Origin of the sequence: Salinispora pacifica CNR114 (assembly GCF_000514775.1) — a bacterium.
In the GTDB taxonomy this organism is placed as follows: Bacteria; Actinomycetota; Actinomycetes; order Mycobacteriales; family Micromonosporaceae; genus Micromonospora; species Micromonospora pacifica.
Map to the genome: position 1 here is coordinate 105,789 of NZ_AZWO01000015.1, position 20,420 is coordinate 126,208.

Consider the following 20,420-nt stretch of genomic DNA (forward strand, 5'->3'; position numbering starts at 1 on the left):
GGGGTCGTCCCTTTGTGGGCGTGATGGCGCCTCGCACCGGACCGCCGGCACAAGCAGCGATCGCGGGGTCGGCCGCCGCTGCGGGCATAGCAGATCAACTATCTCGGTGGAATCTGTCCACAGATGCCGTGCTCATCCACAGGTCGGCAGCCGGTGTCGCCCTCGGGTCAGTCGGACGGCGCAGGCTTCCGGATCAGCGAAGCCCGAGCCGACTGCTGGAGGCCGTGATGCCACCTCGCCCCGCCGTACCACCTCCGCGCCGCCTGCCCCTTCTCGTGACCTCCGACAACGTGCTCCTCGACGACCTGCTGCGGCTCGCCGCGGCCGGTGGCGTTGAAGTCGACCTCGCACCGGATCCGGTGGCCGCCCGGTCCCGCTGGTCCCCCGCGCCGTTGGTCCTGGTCGGCAGCGACCAGGCACAGCCATGCCTCCGGGCGCGGCTGCCGCACCGGCGGCGGTTGGTACTGGTCGGTCACGCCGGGCACCTTGACCCCGGCCGGGATGTGGCAGACCTGATGGGTGCCGAATTCGTTGCCGTCCTGCCCGCGGCCGAGCCCTGGCTGGTCGACCGGTTCGTCGAGTGCGGCCCGGAACAACCTGACCCGGTAGCGGCCCGGGCCGTCGCCGTCCTCGGCGGACGGGGCGGTGCCGGCGCCAGCGTCCTCGCAGGCGGGCTCGCTGTCACGGCGGCCCGCTCCCGCCTGCGGACGCTGCTGGTTGACGCAGACCCGCTCGGGGGTGGGCTGGATCTGGTGCTCGGCTGGGAACAACTGGGCGGATTGCGCTGGCCCGCGCTTACCGACGCCGACGGCCGGGTGGACGCCGCGTCGCTGGTGCGGGCCCTGCCCAGCCGGGGCGACCTGGTGGTCCTCTCGTGGGATCGAGGTGATCTACGGTCGTTGCCGACCGTGGCGATGGCGGCGACCCTCGACGCGGCCCGGCGGGCTCGTGACGTGGTCGTGGTTGACCTGCCCCGGCACCTGGATGACGCGGCGGTAACCGCCCTGCAGTCGGTCGACCGGGCCTTCGTCGTGGTACCCGCCGAACTCCGCGCCACCGCTGCTGCTGCTCGGGTGGTCAGCGTCGCAGCACCGCACTGCGCCGACCTCTCCCTGATCGTCCGTGGCCCCGCCCCCGGCCGGCTCAAGGCCACCGAACTCGCGCGGACGCTCGGGTTGCCGTTGGCCGGAACGGTGCGTCTGGAGCCGGCGCTCGGCCGCGGCCTGGAACGGGGTGAAGCGCCGGCGGCGGACGGGCGGGGCCCACTGGCCGCCCTGTGCCAACGGCTCCTCAACGAACTGACCGGTACGGCGCCGGGTGCGGCATGACCACGGCGGACGATGGCCTCGCCGCGCGAGTCCGACAGCGAATCGCATCCCTCTCAACCCCGGTCACTCCGGCGGCGATCGTCTCCGCCGTACGCGCCGAGCCGGCCGCCGCGGTGCTCGGCGACACCACGCTGCTTCGCCTCGCCGACCGGGTGCACGACGACCTGGTGGGCGCCGGCCCGCTGGCCCCGCTGTTGGCCGACCCGAGGGTCACCGATGTTCTTGTGAACAAGATTCACGTCTGGGTTGACCGGGGGGAGGGCCTGAAAGCGGTCGCGGTGCCGGTGGGCTCGGTGGACGACGTCCGCCGGCTCGCGCAGCGACTCGCGGCGAGCGCGGGCAGGCGGCTGGACGACGGCTCACCGTACGTGGACGCGCGGCTCGCCGACGGCACCCGGCTACATGCGGTCCTGCCACCGGTGGCCACCGACGGTCCGTACCTATCCCTGCGGACCTTCCGGCAGCGACCGTTCACGCTCGAAGAACTGGCCGGTCAGGGGGCCGTGCCGCAGGCAGTCGCCCCGGTGCTGGCCGCAGTGGTGGCGGCCCGGCTCGCGTACCTCGTGATCGGCGGCACCGGTTCCGGCAAGACCACATTGCTCAACACGCTACTCGGCCTCGTTCCCGGCACGGAACGGATCGTGCTGGTGGAGGACGCGGCTGAGCTGCATCCGGCACATCCGCACGTCGTCGGGTTGCAGGCGCGCACGGCGAATGTGGAGGGAGTCGGCGCGGTGGGCCTGACCGACCTGGTCCGGCAGGCGCTGCGGATGCGACCGGACCGCCTCGTCGTCGGCGAGTGCCGGGGCCGGGAGGTCGTGGACCTGTTGGTGGCGATGAATACCGGTCACGAGGGAGGCGCCGGGACGCTGCATGCCAACGCCCCCGCGGATGTGCCGGCTCGACTCGAGGCACTCGGTCTCCTCGGTGGATTGCCCCGGCCCGCACTGCACGCCCAGGTTGCGGCGGCACTCCAGGTGGTGCTGCATGTACGCCGCGCGGATCGGGGGCGGGTGCTGGATTCCATCTGCCTGCTCCTGCCGGATGGCCCTGATCAGCTGGTCAGGGCGGTTCCGGCCTGGGGGCGTGCTGGTGGGCCCGGACCAGCGGCCCGGGCGCTGGCCGAGCTGCTGGGCGAGCGGAAGGTGGCGGTGCCACCGATCCTGCGGGAGCCCCAGCCGAGTCCGGCAGGTGTGGGATGACCCCGGCACAACTCCTGCTACCGCTGCTCTTGGTCGCCCTGACGATGGTCGCGGCTTGGTTGTTGACCCGGCTCGCCCGGCAACGGGTCCAGACCAGCAGCGACTCGGGTGCCGCTGACGACCCACTGGTGACCTGGGTGGCCAGCCTGCGGCACCGCAGCCCGCCGCCCGGACCTGGGCGCGGGGTGGAACGGGATGTGGCGCGGTCAAAGCCGGCCGTGACGCGGCCCCAGCAGCGCGGGCAGGACCGTTCGGCAGGGCCGCCACCCCGGCGTGACTCGAGGCGTCCGAGCAGGATGACTCACCCGATGCCTGGTGCCCGCCAGGGTGGCTCGGTCTCCGGTGCGTGGAGCGCGGGTTCCCCGCCACGTTCGGCCTGGTATCACCCCCTGGCGGCGACACCCCGAACCATGCTGCTGCTCTCGGGCGTCCTGGCTGCCGCCGTGGGTGCCCTGCTGGGCGGTCCGGTCGCCGCTGTGGTCACCGGCGCGTACGGCACGCTGGGAGTCCGGGCGATGCTGCGACGGCGGGCGACCCGGCAGGCCGACGAGCTTCGCCGCCGGCACCTCGACCAGCTCTGTGATCTCGCCGCTGACCTGCGCGCCGGTCTGCCCGTGGGCCAGTCCACGGCGCTGTCGACGGCCGGAGGTTCGGGCGGCACCCTGATCCGGGCGGCTGTCCGGCTCGCTGATCGTACCGGTGCGCCCCTCGCCGACCTGCTGGATCGGATCGACGTGGACGCCCGCGCCGCTGACCGGGGCCGGGCCACGGCAGCAGCGCAGGCGGCCGGGGCGCGGGCGACCGCCTGGCTGCTCGCGGCGCTTCCGATCGGTGGCATCGGCCTGGGGTACGGCATCGGTGTTGACCCGGTCGCGGTGCTACTCCACTCGGCGGTCGGCGGTAGCTGCGCGGTCCTCGCTGTCATGCTCCAGGTCGCCGGGTTGTTCTGGACGGAGCGGCTCACCACGGTCCGCGACGGGGAGATCGGATGACCCCGCCGGTGCTGGCTGCCGAGCGGTGGGCCGCGCCAGCCCTGCTGGGCAGACTCGGATGGAGAGGGCGTCGTCCGGTCCGTCGGTTGCGCGACCTCGACCGGATCCCGCCCGGCCCGCCGCTGATCAGACCGGCGGACGCGACCCTGGGGGAGTCCCGCCACCGGCGACGCGCGATTCGGCTCGTCGCAGTGCTCGCGGCTGTGGCGCTCGCGGTGCTGGCCGGTGGAGTGCCGGGCCTGCTCGGGGCCCCGCCCGTCGCGGTGCTGCTCGACCGCCTGCTTCGTCGGGTCGAGTCGCCGGCGGTCCGGGAGCGGCGCCGACGGGAGCAGGCGGCCCTGCCGCTCGCCGCTGACCTGCTCGCGTCGGCGATGCGCGCCGGCGCCCCGGTCGACCGTTCGGTACTGGCGGTGGCGGAGGCGCTCGACGGGCCCCTCGCCGAGCGCCTCGCCCGGGTCGGGCGCCTTCTTCGCCTCGGAGCGGAGCCCGTGGAGGCCTGGTCATCGCTTGCGGCGGTGCCCGGCGCCGAGCGTCTGGTCGGTGCCGCGCTCCGCTCGGCGACCAGCGGGGCTTCCTTGGCGGGCGCGTTGACCCGTCTCGCCGAGGATCTGCGAGCCGACCGGGCTGCGGCGGCCGAGGCGACAGCCCGCCGGTCCGGGGTGCTGATTGTGCTGCCGTTGGGGCTCTGCTTCCTACCGGCCTTCATACTCGCCGGCCTGGTGCCGGTGATCGTCGCCGTTCTCGGTGACGTGCTCTGACCAATCTCGGGAAAGGACCACGGACATGCGCAGAACCATCGCCCGACTTCGAGGCGACGCCGGGATGAACACCGCCGAGTACGCCGTCGGCACGCTCGCCGCAGTCGCCTTCGCCGGGCTCCTACTCAAGGTGCTTACCTCTGACAGTGTGCAGACCGCGTTGACCGCCGTCATTGACCGGGCACTTCAGTGAGGCGGTGCCGGTGGGCCGGCCGAGACCGGGGATCCTTCACCGCTGAACTGGCGGCCGGCCTGCCGGCATTGCTCCTGCTCCTGTTCGTTGGGCTGACGGCGGTTGACGCGGTGGGCACCAAGGGCACCGCTTTGCATGCGGCACGGGAGGCGGCGGTCGCGGTATCCCGGGGCGCAGATGGGTGGGCCGTGGTCCGCGCGCTCGCCCCACCCGGAGCCAGGGTGTCGATCGACAAAGACGGGCAGCGGGTACGCGTCACTGTTCGCGCCCCGGTCCGGGGCCTCGGGACGCGGATTCCCCGACTGACGGTCACGGCGACGACCGTGGCCGCGGTCGAACCCGGCCCTGAACCGTTCCCGCCGGTCGAAGCTGTCGTCGGTGGATCCGGAGTAGGAGGGTGACCGGCGCTGGCAGCGGGGGTCGTCGCCCCGCCGGTCGGGACAGGAGGGCTTGGTCGGGGCAGCGGGCGACCGGCGAGAAATGGAGGCGGCTGTGCGCTGGTGGCGATCGGGGCGGTGCCACGGTCCTGCTGCTCGCGGTTGGCGTCGCATTCGTCATCTTCGGGGTGGCGGGCATGGCGGTTGGGGTGGCTCGGGTGGCCCGACAGCAGGCAGGTGTCGCGGCGGACCTGGGTGCGCTCGCTGGGGCGGCAGACGCCGTGCTCGGGGTCACCACCGCGTGTGGGTCGGCCCGGGCGATCGTGACCGCAAATGGCGGCCGGCTCGTCGACTGCCGGCTCGACGGGCTGGACCTGCTGGTCACCGTGGAGGTGACCGCCACCGTGTTGCCGGGCCTGGTCCGGGCCGCGACGGGGCGGGCCCGAGCCGGCCCGCTACGTGGCTGAGCACACGCGTACCCCCGGCAGGCCCGCTGGCCGCAGTGGACGTGAACGTGCCCGGGGAGCACCAGGTCGCCGGGGCCGACGTCCCGGTGTCGGTGACCGTCGCCCCTCGCCGGGGGCCGGCCCGATTGTCCGCCGGTGCGGGTGGCGCCAGCCGCAGGTGAGCGTGGCCGTCGAGGACTGGTCGCGCCAACGGATCAGCGGGACTGGAGTGCGTCCAGTCCGATCGCCATGGCGATGACCAGCCGACGATCGAGCTGTGGGTTGTGGATCTGCACGACGTACCGGTCGCGGAGCCCCCACTTCTTCACGACCGAGAAGGCCGGCTGGCCGTCGGCGCCGAAATCGAAGTGGTAGGGCAGCCAGGACAGCGCATCGACGAAACGGCGGAGCAGAGCGACCGGCAGGGACCGTTCCGCCCCGGTGAGCTGGGGCAGACCGCCCTGCTCAAGATGCCATGTGGAGCGCAGCAGGGACTGGGCGAAGTCTTTGCGGAACAGACCGATCGGGTTGCCGGCAGGATCGGTGACGTCGTAGGTGGCGCCCAGGTCGAGGCGCTGCCGTGCCTTGAATCCGAGTAACGGCTGCTGCTGTGTGTCGTCGGTGTAGATGGTCACCTGCTCCTTGAAGGCGAGCCGTTTCTGCTGGGCGAACGCCAGCAGACCCCCCTCTGAGCCGTCCGGTGCGACGGCGTGCACCTGGTACTGGTTGACGACCATCCGGATTCGCTGGCGGATGTGGAACTGCTGGTGAGCCTGAAGGGCATCGGGGTGCATGAATTCCTTTCGGTTCAGTCGGGCTGGAGCGGGGCAGGGGTGGTCGGCGCTCCGCGCGTCGCCGGTGCGCGGAGCGCGGGCCCGTTGACGAGTCAGGACGCCCGGCTGGCCTGAGCCACTCCGGATGGCAGGTTGGCCAGCACGATGTCGAGGACCCGGACCGCGCCCGCCTTGGACAGCGGGTTGTTGCCATTACCGCACTTCGGGGACTGGACGCAGGACGGGCAGCCGGACTCGCAGCCGCACTCCGCGACCACGTCCCGGGTCGCCCGCAGCCACGTCGCCGCCGTCCCGTACGCCCGCTCGGCGAAGCCGGCCCCACCGGAGTGGCCGTCGTAGACGAAGACGGTCGGCGCCCCGGTGTCGGGGTGAGCCGCGGTGGACAACCCGCCGATGTCCCACCGGTCGCAGGTGGCGGTCAGTGGCAGCAACCCGATCGCGGCGTGCTCGGCCGCGTGCAGCGCGCCTGGCACGTCGGCCGGGTCGACTCCGCCCGCGGTGAGGGATTCCGGCGAGAGCGTGAACCAGACCGCCACGGTCCGCAGCTCCCGGGCCGGCAGGTCCAGGGGGCGGGTGTCGATGATCTCGCCGGTGGCGATCCGGCGCCGCTGGTAGGACACGACCTGGCTGGTCACGTCGACCTCACCGAGGAAGAGCCCGACCGGCCCGGCGTCCACGTACGACCGGACTGCCACCACCGACAGCGACGTGACATCACGGGCGTGGGTGGACCAGTCCGGCTCCTCGGGGTGCACCAGTGCGCACCCGTCGGCGAGGTCGAGGGTGTCGACCACGTACGAGATGCCCTGATGCAGGTAGACCGCCCCGGGGTGCAGCAGGAAGTGTGACGACCCGCCGTCGACCGTGCCGAGGAGTCGCCCGGTCGCGGTCTCCACCACGCAGATCGGGGCGCCGTCTCCACCACGGAGCTCCACCTGGGGGCGCTCTCGGTGGCGCCAGTACCACCCGGTGGGGCGCTGCCGGAGCGCACCCGCCTCGACCAGGGCGTCCACCGCCTCTTTCGCACCCTCCCCGAACAGGTCCAGGTCGGCCGGGGTGAGTGGCGCCTCGGCTGCGGCGCAGGCGAGCTGCGGCCTGAGCACGTACGGATTGGTGGGGTCGAGCACGGTCGCCTCGACCGGGGTCCCGAAGACTGCCTCGGGGTGGTGGACGAGGTAGCTGTCGAGCGGGTCGTCCCGGGCCACCAGCACCGCCAGCGCCTCCTGGCCGGAGCGACCGGCCCGTCCCGCCTGCTGCCAGAGCGAGGCGCGGGTGCCGGGGTAGCCGCAGATCAGCACCGCGTCCAGCCCGACCAGGTCGACGCCGAGCTCGAGGGCGTTGGTCGAGGCCAGTCCGCGCAGTTCACCGCTGAGGAGGGATCGTTCCAGCTCGCGTCGCTCCTCCCGGAGGTAGCCGGCGCGGTAGGCGGCCACCTGGTCACCCAGCCCGGAGAACGCCTCGTCGAGGGCCCGCCGGGCGTTGGCGGCCACCGCCTCGGCCCCCCGTCGGGACCGGACGAAGGCGAGCGTGCGGACCCCCGCGGCCACCGCGTCGGCGAGTAGGTCGGCGGTTTCGCGCAGCGCGGATCGTCGCACCGGCGCGAGGTCGGTGTCGTCGGGGGAGTTGGTCGGGGCGGGCAGCGTCGGCGGCTCCCACAGCGCGAAGGTCACTCCGCCGTGGGGCGAGGTGTCTGCGGTGACCGCCGCCACGGGCAGGCCGGTGAGCCGTTCGGCTGTCGCGGCGGGGTCACCCGAGGTGGCGGAGGCCAGCACGAAGACCGGCGTACGGCCGATCCGGGTGCACTGCCGGCGCAGCCGGCGCAGCACATGTGCGACCTGCGAGCCGAAGACGCCCCGGTAGCTGTGGCACTCGTCCACCACCACGTACGCGAGCCGGCGGAGGAACCGCTGCCACTGGGCGTGACCGGGCAGGATGCCGTGGTGCAGCATGTCGGGGTTGGTCAGCACGAACCGCGCGTGCTGCCGGATCCACTCCCGTTCGGCTCGGGGGGTGTCTCCGTCGTAGCAGGCGGGGCGCACGCCGTCCAGCTCCAGCTCGGTGATGGCCCGGAGCTGGTCAACAGCGAGTGCCTTGGTGGGAGCGAGGTAGAGCACGGTGGCGCGGGCGTCGGTGAGCAGTGTCGACAGCGCCGGTAGCTGGTAGGCCAGGGACTTGCCGGACGCGGTGCCGGTGGCGACGACGACGTGGTTGCCGGTGTGGGCGAGGTTGGCGGCTTCGGCCTGGTGCTGCCAGGGTGCCGCCACGCCCTGCCGGGTCAACGCCGCCTGCAGGTCCGTCGGGACCCAGCTGGGCCAGGGCGCGGGCTCGCCGGCGCGGGCGGGTACCCGTTCGACGTGGGTTACCGGGTCGGTGTCGTGTCGGGCGCGGAGCTGACCCAGCAGCTCTATCGGGGACGGCCCGGGGGCTGCGGCCCGGGCAGTCGCGGGTGACCCCGGCCGGCCGGGGCGCCGCGGCTTGGGCGCCGGGCTGTCGGAGGTCACGTCTACACACTCGCACGGGTGTTCGGGGATGGGTAGCGTTGGTCCGGGGGCTGAGGTGTCTGCCGCCCGGGGCGCTGCTGGTAGCCAGTATTACCGGTGGTGATGGTTGAATGCCCGGGGAGAGTTTACGGCTCTTGCGAGGAGGGTCTGATGGAGCTGTCGCTGGCGACGCGCACCGTGGGGGAGTTTGCGGTGGTCGTGGTCGGCGGTGAGGTGGATGTCTACACGGCCCCGCAGCTCCGGGAGAACCTGTTCGAGTTGATCGATGCCGGGGTTGAGCATGTCGTGGTTGACCTGGGCCGAGTCGACTTCCTCGACTCCACCGGGCTTGGCGTGCTGGTGGGTGTCCTCAAACGGCTGCGGACCGCCGGTGGCTCCTTCGCGTTGGTCTGCGACCGGGAGCCGCTGCTGAAGATCTTCCGGATCACCGCGCTTGACCAGGTTTTCCCGCTGTATCCGACGGTTGACGCGGCGACCGGCGTGTGATGGCCGTGGTCCGTCTCTCCTTTTCACCCGCGCCGGTGCATGTTCGCACGGCGCGGCTGGTTGGTGTCGCCGTGGCGCGGCGCGCGGGGGTCCGGCAGGGCCTGCTGGACGAGGTGCGGCTGGCGATCGGTGAGGCGTGCACCCGGGCGGTGGCGCTGCACCAGCAGCACAACCTCTCCGACCCGGTGCGGGTGGAGATGTCCGATGACGGGACGTATGCCGTCCGGGTGGTGGACCGGGCGCCGATCGAGGCCGGCGCCGATCTTGCGGCGTTGCCGCCGTACGAACTGGCCCGGGAGCAGCTCAGCGAGGACGTGTTGACCACTGGCGTCGGATTCGCGCTGCTCGCCGGCTTCGTCGATGACCTCCTGGTGCGTCCGGCGGACGGGGGCATCGGCACCGAGGTGCAGATGGTGTGGCCGCTCGAGCACTGAGCGCGTTGGAGCGCAGCCCGGCTGCACCTCTGTCAGAACGTACCGCTACTGCCCGGGATTGATCCCGCTCTGGGCCCGGGCCGGGGTCGGGCTGCCTGTCCACTTGATCTCGATCGGCGTTGCGCCATATCAGAGTTTCTCCCGTAGCACAGCGACGAAGATCATTCCGACACGATGACCACCAGGTGTGACCTCGGACACTGCGGAGGGCTACAGTACCCGGGTTGTCAGCAAGTGAACCCTTCCGCAGCCAGCGGGGACGGTGCTCCAACGCTGGTCCGCTCGGTGGGTTGGCGCGTGCTTGCGACACCGCATCCAGGCGTCGGCCCTGCGTCTCCACGGTCGGCGCGAGCGTTCGGTACAGGAGGACACAGATGTCCGACACCTTGGCCGCCGAGGGCGGCGGGATCTCCCTAACCGGGAGCAATGTCACGTACGTGGTTCTCGCCGCCGTGATCGCGGCCGTGGCGCTGGCGTTCGCCGCCGCGCTGACGCGGACCGTGCTGGCCGCCGGCAGGGGCACCACCAATATGCAGGAAATCTCGGGTGCGGTGCAGGAGGGTGCCTCGGCGTACCTGCTCCGGCAGTTCCGTACCCTGGCGATCTTCGTGGTCGTCGCCGTGCTGCTGCTCTTTTTGCTGCCGGTGCACGAGACCGACGGCAGCGAAACCGCGGTGAAGATCGGCCGATCGGCCTTCTTCGTCATCGGCGCACTCTTCAGCGCGTTCATCGGCGGCGCTGGCATGTGGCTGGCGACCCGGGCCAACCTGCGGGTCGCCGCCGCAGCCCGGGATCGGGTGGGTGGCCGGGAGGCCGCCATGCGGATCGCGTTCCGCACCGGTGGCGTCGTCGGCTTCCTCACTGTCGGCCTTGGTCTCCTCGGCGCGGCGCTGGTCGTCCTCTTCTACCGGAGCGACGCCCCGACCGTGCTGGAGGGCTTCGGCTTCGGTGCCGCGCTGCTCGCCATGTTCATGCGGGTCGGCGGCGGCATCTTCACCAAAGCCGCCGATGTCGGCGCTGACCTGGTCGGCAAGGTGGAACAGGGAATCCCCGAGGACGATCCGCGCAACGCCGCCACCATCGCCGACAACGTGGGCGACAACGTGGGCGACTGCGCCGGCATGGCCGCCGACCTGTTCGAGTCGTACGCGGTGACCCTGGTCGCCGCGCTGATCCTCGGCCGGGCCGCCTTCGGTGAGCAGGGGCTGGTCTTCCCGCTGATCGTCTCCGGCATCGGTGTGATCGTCGCGATCATCGGCGTCTTCATCACCCGGCTGCGCACCTCGGACCGCTCCGGGCTGACCGCTATCAACCGGGCCTTCTACGCCTCTGCGCTCATCTCCGCGGTGCTGGTGGCCATCGCCGCCTGGACGTACCTGCCGGCCAGCTTCGCCGAGTTGACCCAGGGACTGGCCGACGTGGACCAGAACCCGCGCGTGGTGGCCATCGGCGCGGTCGTCATCGGTATCGTGCTGGCCGCCGCGATCCAGGCGCTGACCGGCTACTTCACCGAGACCGAACGTCGCCCGGTGCAGGACATCGGCCGCAGCTCACAGACCGGTCCGGCCACCGTCATCCTCGCCGGCATCGGCGTTGGTCTGGAGTCCGCGGTCTACTCGGCGCTGCTGATCGGGGCGGGCGTCTTCGGCGCCTTCCTGCTCGGCGGCAGCTCCATCACGCTGTCGCTGTTCGCGGTCGCGCTGGCCGGTACCGGCCTGCTCACCACGGTCGGCGTCATCGTCGCGATGGACACCTTCGGTCCGATCTCCGACAACGCCCAGGGCGTGGCGGAGATGTCCGGCGACATCGATGCGGACGGCGCCCGCACGCTGACCGAGCTGGACGCGGTCGGTAACACCACCAAGGCGATCACCAAGGGCATCGCGATCGCCACCGCGGTACTGGCCGCGACCGCGCTCTTCGGCTCGTACACCGACACGCTGCGTATCGCGTACGCCGACGCGGGTATCACCGATGTCGGCGGCGAGATCCTGAACTCGCTGAACGTGGCGAACCCGCGGAACCTGGTCGGTCTGATCATCGGCGCCGCGGTGGTCTTCCTCTTCTCCGGATTGGCCATCAACGCCGTGTCCCGCTCGGCGGGGGCGGTGGTGATGGAGGTTCGCCGGCAGTTCCGGGAACTACCCGGAATCATGGATCGCACCCAGCGCCCCGAGTACGGCAAGGTCGTCGACATCTGCACCCGGGACGCCCAGCGGGAGCTGATGACCCCCGGCCTGCTGGCGATCATGGCGCCGATCGCGGTCGGCTTCGGGCTCGGGCCCGGCGCGCTCGCGTCGTACCTGGCCGGGGCGATCGGCGCCGGCACCCTGATGGCCGTCTTCCTGGCCAATTCCGGCGGCGCCTGGGACAACAGCAAGAAGATGGTCGAGGACGGCGCGTACGGCGGCAAGGGCTCCGAGGCGCACTCCGCGACTGTTATCGGTGACACCGTCGGCGACCCCTTCAAGGACACCGCCGGCCCGGCGATCAACCCACTGCTCAAGGTGATGAACCTGGTCTCGCTGCTGATCGCGCCGGCCGTGGTGGCCTGGAGCGTGGGCGACGACCGCAACACCGGGCTGCGGATCTCGATCGCCGTGGTCGCGACCTTGATCATTGTGGCCGCCGTGCTGTTCAGTAAGCGTCAGGGTGTGTCGATGTCGGATCCCGGCGCGGGCACGGGCAACCCGGAACAACGTCCGGAGGCGGCCCGAGCCTGATCTGTGCACACCGCAGCGCCGCCCGCCCGGCCCGCGTCGGGCGGGCGGCGCTGCGGCTGCCCGGCGAACCTGACCGCTGTGCGGGACGGCGCGACACCGTACGCTGCAACGCATGCGTGTGTCCCGGGCGACAGCCGGAGGGCTGGCGGCGATGCTGGCTGCGGTTGTCCTGACCGCCGGATGCGGTGGTGGGCCGAGCCCCGGGGCGTGGGCGACCTCGGTCTGCTCCGCCCTGACCCCCTGGCGAGCCGAGATCAGGAAGCTCACCAGTAGCACCGACCAGCAGATGACTGCCCAGACCAGTCCGGCTCAGGCCAAGGAGAATCTCGTGCGGCTCTTCGACGGGGCGGCGCGGGCCAGCGAGACGGCGCGGCTCCGGGTGGAGCAGGCCGGTGTCCCCGACGCGGAGCAGGGCGCCGAGGTGTCCGCGCGGGTCCGTACGTCGCTGGCGCAGATGCGGGACGCGTACGCCAAGGCCCGCGACACCATCGACAGCCTCAGCACGAGCCAGTCCACCGCCTTCTACGACGGGGTGCGGGATGCGGTCCAGACCCTGAATCAGGAGTACGAGGCCGGCGTGTTGGATGCCAGCAACCTGAAATCGGAGGAGCTGACCCGCGCCTTCGCCGAGGTCCCCGAGTGCCGTTGACCGGGCCGTTGGACGGGGAGTCGGCGCCGGGGCTCTTCCCGGCGCCGGAGCTGGCCCTGCCCGCCACCCGGGGCGGCACCGACCGGGCCGCGCGTCCGGGTACGGCCGCGGCCCGGGTTGACTCGGCGGATCGTTGGCGACGAGGTCACGACGCGGGTCGTCAGCTCGCCTTCTTCGGCGTCGAGGCCACCGAACCCGCCGTCACCGACCTGGCCGGCCTGCTCGCCGGACCGGCCGAGGGGTCCGTGATGGGGGGCACCGCCCGCCTGGCCGTGGTGGTTGACGCCGCCTGGCGGGTGCACGTGCTGGTCGCCGAGTTGGAGGCGCGACACCTCCCCACGAGCTGGGCGACGGCGGACGGTGGACGGCATACCGTGCGGACGGCGTACACGAGGGTGCTGAAACCGCTCGTGGCGGCGTGGCTGCGCGGCTCGACGAAGCATCCCCCCGACGCCTTCCACCTGGATGGGAGAGGGCTGCGGCTGTGGTTCGTCGCGGCCGGTTCGATGGCGGACTCCGATGTCCTGCTCCGCCTCGGGCCGCCCGCCCACCAGCGGGTGGGGGCGGCGCTCGCCGCGGTGGGGTTGCCCGCGGTGCCGGAGCCGGGCCCGGACGGCCTGGCCTATCGGATCACCGGACGTCGACTGCTGAACCGCTTCGCCGAACTGGTCGGCGACCCGCCCCCCGCCGTGCCCCGGGTGGCCTGGCCGTACCGCGGTTGAGCGGCGGCGCTCGACGCCGTGGCGCCGGCGCGGGCGGCGCGGCAGCTCCTCCGCCGGCACCCCGCCCCGACCGGGTGCGTTGGGTCCCGTTCGTCACGGGAAGCGGTGGTCAGGCCTACGGGCAGTGTACGGTGACGCCGGGTCGGGTCCCTCCGGTGTTTGTTGCCCACGAAACCGGAATCCCGGACGACGCGTTACGTTGGACATCCGGACTGTTGGGGCACCGGCGGGGTCAATGCACCCCGTACCGGACACCACGGCGGTCGCGATGCGGGAGTGAGGTCGGAGAGAGACGTGCCGAGCAATGCTGGAACCACCCGTCTGGTCATCGTCGAGTCCCCGGCGAAGGCCAAGACGATCTCGGGCTACCTCGGCCCGGGGTACGTCGTGGAGGCCAGTTTCGGGCATGTCCGCGACCTACCGCGGAACGCCGCCGATGTGCCGGCGAAGTACAAGGGCGAGGCGTGGGCCCGGCTCGGCGTCGATGTCGACAACGGCTTCCACGCCCTCTACGTCGTCTCCGCCGACCGCCGGCAGCAGATCAGCAAGTTGACCAAGCTGGCCCGGGAGGTTGACGAGATCCTCCTGGCCACGGATGAGGACCGGGAGGGCGAGGCGATCGCCTGGCACCTGGTGGAGACCCTCAAGCCGAAGGTTCCGGTCAAGCGGATGGTCTTCCACGAGATCACCAAAGCGGCGATCCGGGCCGCCGTGGCGAATCCGCGGGAGATCGACCGCGATCTGGTTGACGCCCAGGAGGCCCGTCGCATCCTCGACCGGTTGTACGGCTACGAGGTGTCCCCGGTGCTGTGGAAGAAGGTCATGCCGAAGCTCTCGGCGGGCCGGGTGCAGTCGGTGGCGACCCGCATCGTGGTTGAGCGGGAGCGGCAGCGGATGGCGTTCCGCAGCGCCGAGTACTGGGACATCCTCGCCACGCTCGCCGCCGAACAGCCCGGCGAGGGGCCCCGCACCTTCACCGCCACCCTGGTCGCGCTCAACGGTGACCGGATCGCCACCGGCAAGGACTTCGAGCCGACCACCGGGCGGGTCCGTCCCGGCGCCGGTGTGGTGCACCTGGACGAGGGTGGGGCCCAGGGGCTGGCCGCCCGGCTGGCGGATCGGCCGTTCACGGTTACCCGGGTCGAGGAGAAGCCGTACCGTCGTCGCCCGTACGCGCCCTTCATCACCTCGACGCTGCAGCAGGAGTCGGCTCGTAAGCTGCGTTTCTCCTCGCAGCAGACGATGCGCACCGCGCAGCGGCTCTATGAGAACGGCTACATCACCTATATGCGTACCGACTCGGTGAACCTGTCGGAGACCGCCATCGCCGCGGCCCGTCAGCAGATCGCCGAGCTGTACGGGGAGCGGAGCGTTCCGCCGGAGCCGCGTCGCTACACCGGCAAGGTGAAGAACGCGCAGGAGGCGCATGAGGCGATCCGCCCCGCGGGCGACACCTTCCGCACCCCGGGCGAGCTGCGCAACGAGCTGTCGGTTGAGGAGTACAAACTCTACGAGCTGATCTGGCGGCGCACCGTCGCCTCCCAGATGACCGATGCCGTGGGCTCCAGCGTCTCGGTGCGGATCCGGGCCGTCACGGCGGCCGGTGAGGAAGCGGACTTCGGCGCCACCGGCAAAACCATCACCGACCCGGGCTTCCTCCGCGCCTACGTGGAGTCCAGCGACGACGAGAACGCCGAGGCGGAGGATGCCGAGCGGCGCCTACCGACGTTGGTGAAGGACCAGCCGCTCACCGCCGAGCAGCTCGCCGCGCAGGAGCACCACACCCAGCCGCCGGCCCGTTACACCGAGGCGTCCCTGGTCAAGGCGTTGGAGGAGCTGGGCATCGGCCGCCCCTCCACCTACGCGTCGATCATGCAGACCATCCAGGACCGGGGGTATGTCGTCAAGCGTGGTCAGGCGATGATTCCGTCGTTCCTGGCCTTCGCCGTGGTCGGGCTGATGGAGCGGCACTACCCACGTCTGATCGACTATGGCTTCACCGCCAGCATGGAGAACGAGCTGGACGAGATCGCCGGTGGCGACCACGCGGCGGTGGATTTCCTCACCGCGTTCTATTTCGGCACCACGAACGGCGCCGGTGACCAGGACATCGCCCGGTCCGGTGGGCTGAAGAAGCTGGTCACCGAGAACCTGAGTGAGATCGACGCGCGGAGCGTCAACTCGATTCCGCTCTTCAGCGACGACCAGGGGCGGCCGGTCGTGGTCCGGGTGGGCCGTTACGGGCCGTACCTGCAGCGGGAGTTGCCCGGGGAGGCGGCCGCCGCCGACGGTGAGGAGGGCGCCGGTCAGGGCGACCGGGCTCCGATTCCGGAGGGGCTGGCCCCGGACGAGTTGACCCCGGAGAAGGTGCACGAGCTCTTCCTCGGCGGTGGTGGTGAGCGCAAGCTCGGGGAGGATCCGGCCACCGGCGAGCCGATTCTGCTCAAGTCGGGCCGGTTCGGCCCCTACGTGGCCAGCGGGGAGCGTAAGTCGTCCCTGCTGCGCTCCCAGTCGCCGGACGCCCTCACCCTCGACGAGGCGCTGCGGCTGCTGACCCTGCCGCGGCTGGTCGGTGTTGACCCGGAGGGCAACGAGGTCCTCGCGAACAACGGCCGCTACGGCCCGTACGTGAAGCGGGGTGAGGAGTTCCGGTCGCTGGAGTCCGAAGAGCAGATGTTCACGGTCACGCTGGACGAGGCGCTGGCGCTGCTGGCCGCCCCGAAGACCCGGCAGCGTCGGGCTCCCGCACCTCCGCTGCGGGAGTTGGGCGTGGACCCGCTGACCGAGAAGCCGCTGGTCATCAAGGATGGCCGGTTCGGGCCGTACGTGACCGACGGGGAGACCAACGCGTCGTTGCGGCGGGGGCAGACGCCGGAGGCGCTGAGCCTGGAGCAGGCGTCGGAGATGCTCGCCGAGAAGCGGGCGAAGGGCCCGGCGCCGCGGAAGAGGGCGGCCAAGAAGGCCGCGCCCGCGAAGAAGGCGACGCCGGCCAAGAAGGCGACAGCGACGAAGAAGGCGGCGACGAAGAAGACCGCCGCGGCGGCCAAGACGACGACGGCGAAGAGCGCCGCGGCCAAGCAGCCGAAGCCGAAGCCGAAGCGGGCGGGCAGCGCGGCGGAGTAACGAATCCGCCGGCCCACGGTCAGCCGAGGCGGCCGGACGGGCCAGGGCGGCGTCAACCGTGGCCGGACGAGCCGGGTGCGGTCAGCCGAGGACGCGGGACAGGTGTTCGCTGGCGAACACCCGGTGCGGGTCGAGCCGGTCGCGAACGGTCTGGAAGCTGTCCCACCTGGGGTAGGCGGGGGCCAGGGAAGCCGCGTCGCGCCAGTGCAGCTTGCCCCAGTGCGGCCGGCCACCAAGCCCTTCGGCCAGCTCTTCGACCGCACGGAAGTACGGCTCGTACGGCATCCCCACGTACTGGTGGACGGCGAGGTACGCGGAGTCCCGGCCGTAGCCGTGCGAGAGCCAGATATCGTCGGCGGCGCTGAACCGGATCTCGACCGGGAAGAGGACTTTGACCGGCAGCCGGTCCACGATCCGACGAAGGTCGGCCAGCGCCGGGGCGAGGGCCGCGCGGGGCAGCGCGTACTCCATCTCGACGAAGCGGACCCGACGTGGGCTACAGAAGACCGTGTCAGAGGGGCCGGTGTAGTGGCGTTCGGTGAGCACCCGCGCGGCGACGGAGCTGATGCCGGGGGCGAGTGCCGGTACGGCCCGGCCCAGCCGGCAGGCCCCGGCGAGAACCGTGTTGGACAGGAACTCGTCATTGAGCCAGCGGTGCCAGCGCGGCAGTGGGCGGTCGTTGACGGGCACCCGGTCGTTGCTCTTGACCTGGACCCGATCGGTGTAGGGGAACCAGTAGAACTCGACGTGGTCGTGTCGCTCGACCAACTCGGGCAACTCGGCCAGCACCGCGGCCAGCGGCGCGGGCCGCTCGTGGGCGTGCAGGACGAACGCGTCCACACAGCTCAGGGTGACGTCGACCAGGACGCCGAGCGCGCCGAGCGATACCCGGGCGGCGGCGAAGACATCCGGGTGCTCGTCGGCGGAGCAGTGCAGCACCTCGCCGACGCCGGTGACCAGGGTGAGTGCGGTGACGAAGGTGGACAGACAGCCGTGCTGGGCGCCGGTACCGTGGGTGCCGGTCGAGATCGCGCCGGCCACCGTCTGCGCGTCGATGTCACCGAGATTGGGCAGGGCCAGTCCGTAGCCGGCGAGCAGCCGGTTGAGGGCGCGCAGCGTGGTGCCGGCGGGTACCGTGACCAGCCGGCGATCGAGATCGACCCGCACGTCGTCGGCCAGGCCCGTCAGCTCCATCCGATGACCGTCGGTCCGGGCGACCGGGGTAAAGGAGTGGCCACTGCCGACCGGGCGGATCCGCTCTCCGGCTGCTACGGCGGCCCGTACCGTCGCCGCGATTTCGGCGCTTGAGGTGGGGCGGAGCAGGCTGGTGGCGGTGTCACGCTGATTGCCGGCCCAGTTGGACCAGGTGCTGACAGAGCTTGCGGTAGCGGCCATGGACGCTCCTCGAAATGAATATGAAGTGACTTCATATCAGGAACGTTGTGCCTGGTAAATACCGTAATCGAGTTCCGCTCGTTGTACCGGTAGTCACGGACTCGTGACGTGCAGATATGTTCATCCGTCGAAGGGGGGTGGCGAGTGTCCACACCAGCCGCCACGACCGGGCCGCTGCGCCGCGTACCGGTGCAGGGTCGAAGTGTCGCTCGGGTCCAGCGAATGTTGGACGCCTGTGCGGAGCTCGTCGACGAGGTGGGGTACGAGGGGCTGACCACGACGCTGCTCGCCGAGCGCGCCGAGGTGGCGATTGGGTCGGTCTACCAGTTCTTCCCGGACAAGCGGGCGATCGTGCAGGCGTTGACCCTGCGCACGATGGAGTCCTATCTCCAGCGGCTCGACGAGAGGTTCGCCTCGAATGACCTGACCCACTGGTGGGATGGGGTTGACGCGGCAATCGACGAGTACATCACGATGCACCGCACCGTTCCCGGGTTCCGTACCCTGCACTTCGGCGACGTGGTCGACCTGCACCTGCTCGATGAGCAGCGGGACAACAACGGGGTGATCGCGGATCAACTCGCCCGCGTCCTCACCGAGCGCTTCGGACTCACCGACGTCCCGGAGCTCCAGTTCCATCTCGAGATCGCGGTCGAGGGCGCTGATGCGCTCATCCAGCTGGCCTTCCGCCGGCGGCAGGAGGGCGACGACCGGGTGCTGGTCGAGGCGAAGGCGTTGATTCGGGAGTACCTGTACCGCCAGGTTGACGCTCGGGGGGGCGTGGACCGGCCGGTGGACGTCGGCCAGCCAGCCTGATCGGTGTCCACCCGCCCGGACCGTGTCAAACCGGTTCGGGCTCCGGCCCCGGTGAGGGGTGGGTCTTCAGAGGAAGGCCCACCCCTCACCGCGGTACGTGGCGGCGGCCGCTGCGACGGTCTCCGTCTCCACCAGGAGGAGCTCGTTGACATGCTCGGCGAGTTCGCCGGCCTTGGCGTGCCGGAACCAGACCCGGTCGCCGATCCGAAGCGTGTCGGCGGCCCGGCCGGTCAGCGGAGTCTGCACCTCACCGGCGCCCTCCGCGCCGACCAACCGGAGGCCGGCCGGGAGGACCGGGCGGGGGAGGCGACTGCGTTCGGCCGGCCCGGAGGCGATCCAGCCGCCGCCGAGCACGGTGGCGTAGCCCGGCGCAGGCCGGCGCGCCACTGCGCAGGCGAAGAAGGCGGCGGGGGTGGGGCGCCAGGCCCGGTAGGTGTCGAACAGCGTCGGCCCGTACAGTCCGGACCCCGCGGCGACCTCGGTAACCGCTGGGTCGGCGCTGGTGGCGGCCAGGCTGCCGGTGCCACCACCGTTGACGAACTCCAGCTCGGCGTGCTCGCGGACCGCCGCCACCGCCGCGCTCCGGCGGGCCAGCAACTCCCGGTACGATCCGCGCTGAACCAGTCGGATCGCCGCGCCGAGCAGCGCCCGCCCCGGCGGCGCGTCGCCCATTCCGGCGATCTGCGCCTCGTACGCCATCAGTCCGACCAGCCGGAACCCGGGTCGGGCGGCGACGGCGGCGGCGAGCGCACCGGCCGCCCGCGGATCATGTACCGGCGAGCGGCGCACCCCGAGGTGCAGCCGCCCGCCCAGCGGTCGCCAGGAGGCATCCAGGTCCAGGCAGACCCGCAGCTCGGGTCGGCGACCCGGGGCGCGAACGGCGTCCACCAGATCGAGCTGAGCGGGATCGTCGATCATCAGGGTCACCGCCGCGGCGAGCGTCGGATCACCGGCCAGTTCGGCGAGCGCGGCCCGGTCGGTCGCGGGGTACGCCACCACCACGTCGTCGGTGATCCCGCAGCGGACCAGCCAGAGCGCCTCGGCGAGGGTGAACGCCAGCACACCCGCCCAGCCGGGGGTGGCCAGGGCCCGGGAGATCAGCGTCCGGCAGCGTACGGACTTGCTGGCCAGGCGGACCGGCTTACCGCGGGCGCGCTCGGCGAGGGCGGTGGCGTTGGCGTCGAACGCCCGGAGGTCAACCACCGCGTACGGCGGGTCGAGGTGAGCGGTCGCGTGGTCGAGTCGGGCGCGCAGTTCCGCGGTGTCGGGGGCCACGTGGTGCACGCTAGCCGGACCGGGGTCGATGCCCAAGCACCTCGCCTCGGGCGGGGCTGCGGGCGGTGGACACCCCCGCCTAGGCTCGGCGAGCAGGGGAATGTCATAGCGGGATGCCATCGGGCCGGGGCTAGAGTGTTGCACCGAGACCGCCCGGCAACGGGTCGCCACGTGGAGGTACGGCCATCGAAAGCCAGCAGAACGGC

General features: G+C 71.7%; 18 protein-coding genes. 14 read left to right on the forward strand and 4 right to left on the reverse strand.

The genetic code is table 11. The features are described 5' to 3' along the window. Nucleotides 1-275: 275 nt before the first annotated feature. From ssd to B118_RS0111260, 7 genes are read left to right on the forward strand one after another with little or no spacing between them, the layout of a single operon-like run. Entirely contained in the window at nt 276-1,328 is a 1,053-nt protein-coding gene (gene ssd / locus B118_RS0111230) for a septum site-determining protein Ssd (RefSeq protein WP_018222481.1), read from the forward strand. Next, on the forward strand, nt 1,325-2,530 hold the full coding sequence (locus B118_RS0111235; protein WP_018222482.1) for a TadA family conjugal transfer-associated ATPase: 1,206 nt from the start codon (nt 1,325-1,327) through the stop codon (nt 2,528-2,530). The genes ssd and B118_RS0111235 overlap by 4 nt, the downstream gene beginning before the upstream one ends. After that, nucleotides 2,527-3,522: a type II secretion system F family protein gene (locus B118_RS0111240; protein ID WP_028192776.1), complete on the forward strand. Its 996-nt coding sequence runs from the start codon at nt 2,527-2,529 to the stop codon at nt 3,520-3,522. Before B118_RS0111235 ends, B118_RS0111240 begins: the two co-directional genes overlap by 4 nt. Further along, the gene (locus tag B118_RS0111245) at nt 3,519-4,280 is read left to right on the forward strand and encodes a type II secretion system F family protein (protein WP_028184937.1); all 762 of its coding nucleotides are present in this window, start codon (nt 3,519-3,521) and stop codon (nt 4,278-4,280) included. Before B118_RS0111240 ends, B118_RS0111245 begins: the two co-directional genes overlap by 4 nt. A 25-nt stretch (nt 4,281-4,305) precedes the next feature. Then, nucleotides 4,306-4,473, forward strand: a complete 168-nt coding sequence (locus B118_RS30235) for a DUF4244 domain-containing protein (protein WP_018222484.1) — start codon at nt 4,306-4,308, stop codon at nt 4,471-4,473. Then, on the forward strand, nt 4,470-4,874 hold the full coding sequence (locus B118_RS0111255; RefSeq protein WP_018222485.1) for a TadE family type IV pilus minor pilin: 405 nt from the start codon (nt 4,470-4,472) through the stop codon (nt 4,872-4,874). Before B118_RS30235 ends, B118_RS0111255 begins: the two co-directional genes overlap by 4 nt. Continuing rightward, a complete protein-coding gene (locus B118_RS0111260) occupies nt 4,871-5,317 on the forward strand; it encodes an Rv3654c family TadE-like protein (RefSeq protein WP_018222486.1) in 447 nt (148 codons plus the stop codon). The genes B118_RS0111255 and B118_RS0111260 overlap by 4 nt, the downstream gene beginning before the upstream one ends. Before the next feature lie 194 nt (nt 5,318-5,511). Here B118_RS0111260 and B118_RS0111265 read toward each other — a convergent pair whose 3' ends face one another. Then, nucleotides 5,512-6,090 carry an LURP-one-related family protein gene (locus B118_RS0111265; RefSeq protein WP_018222487.1) on the reverse strand — a complete coding sequence of 193 codons (579 nt, stop codon included), beginning with the start codon at nt 6,088-6,090 and terminating at the stop codon, nt 5,512-5,514. 92 nt (nt 6,091-6,182) lie between these two features. Next, nucleotides 6,183-8,591, reverse strand: coding sequence for a DEAD/DEAH box helicase (locus tag B118_RS0111270; RefSeq protein ID WP_027646569.1), 2,409 nt, complete (start codon nt 8,589-8,591; stop codon nt 6,183-6,185). A 150-nt stretch (nt 8,592-8,741) separates the two neighbouring features. Between B118_RS0111270 and B118_RS0111275 the strand changes: the two genes are divergently transcribed. The 6 genes from B118_RS0111275 to topA all read left to right on the forward strand — a co-directional run bounded on the left by B118_RS0111275 (nt 8,742) and on the right by topA (nt 16,728). Continuing rightward, complete coding sequence (locus tag B118_RS0111275; RefSeq protein ID WP_018222489.1) at nt 8,742-9,077, forward strand: STAS domain-containing protein; 336 nt, start codon at nt 8,742-8,744, stop codon at nt 9,075-9,077. Next, the gene (locus B118_RS0111280) at nt 9,077-9,511 is read left to right on the forward strand and encodes an ATP-binding protein (protein WP_018811837.1); all 435 of its coding nucleotides are present in this window, start codon (nt 9,077-9,079) and stop codon (nt 9,509-9,511) included. Before B118_RS0111275 ends, B118_RS0111280 begins: the two co-directional genes overlap by 1 nt. A gap of 374 nt (nt 9,512-9,885) precedes the next feature. After that, a complete protein-coding gene (locus B118_RS0111285; RefSeq protein ID WP_018222491.1) occupies nt 9,886-12,234 on the forward strand; it encodes a sodium-translocating pyrophosphatase in 2,349 nt (782 codons plus the stop codon). Nucleotides 12,235-12,346: 112 nt separating this feature from the next. After that, a complete protein-coding gene (locus B118_RS0111290; protein WP_018811836.1) occupies nt 12,347-12,883 on the forward strand; it encodes a hypothetical protein in 537 nt (178 codons plus the stop codon). Further along, nucleotides 12,874-13,605: a hypothetical protein gene (locus tag B118_RS0111295; protein ID WP_027646568.1), complete on the forward strand. Its 732-nt coding sequence runs from the start codon at nt 12,874-12,876 to the stop codon at nt 13,603-13,605. Before B118_RS0111290 ends, B118_RS0111295 begins: the two co-directional genes overlap by 10 nt. A 294-nt stretch (nt 13,606-13,899) precedes the next feature. Beyond that, the gene (topA, locus tag B118_RS0111300; protein WP_028192777.1) at nt 13,900-16,728 is read left to right on the forward strand and encodes a type I DNA topoisomerase; all 2,829 of its coding nucleotides are present in this window, start codon (nt 13,900-13,902) and stop codon (nt 16,726-16,728) included. 81 nt (nt 16,729-16,809) lie between these two features. Here the strand turns inward: topA and B118_RS0111305 are convergent, their stop codons facing one another. Further along, entirely contained in the window at nt 16,810-18,123 is a 1,314-nt protein-coding gene (locus tag B118_RS0111305; RefSeq protein WP_028192778.1) for a D-arabinono-1,4-lactone oxidase, read from the reverse strand. A 222-nt stretch (nt 18,124-18,345) separates the two neighbouring features. Between B118_RS0111305 and B118_RS0111310 the strand changes: the two genes are divergently transcribed. After that, nucleotides 18,346-18,939, forward strand: a complete 594-nt coding sequence (locus tag B118_RS0111310; protein WP_018811833.1) for a TetR/AcrR family transcriptional regulator — start codon at nt 18,346-18,348, stop codon at nt 18,937-18,939. A gap of 66 nt (nt 18,940-19,005) precedes the next feature. On the opposite strand, the gene B118_RS0111315 is transcribed toward B118_RS0111310, so the two are convergent. After that, the gene (locus B118_RS0111315; protein ID WP_018222497.1) at nt 19,006-20,223 is read right to left on the reverse strand and encodes an amino acid deaminase/aldolase; all 1,218 of its coding nucleotides are present in this window, start codon (nt 20,221-20,223) and stop codon (nt 19,006-19,008) included. Nucleotides 20,224-20,420 lie beyond the last annotated feature (197 nt).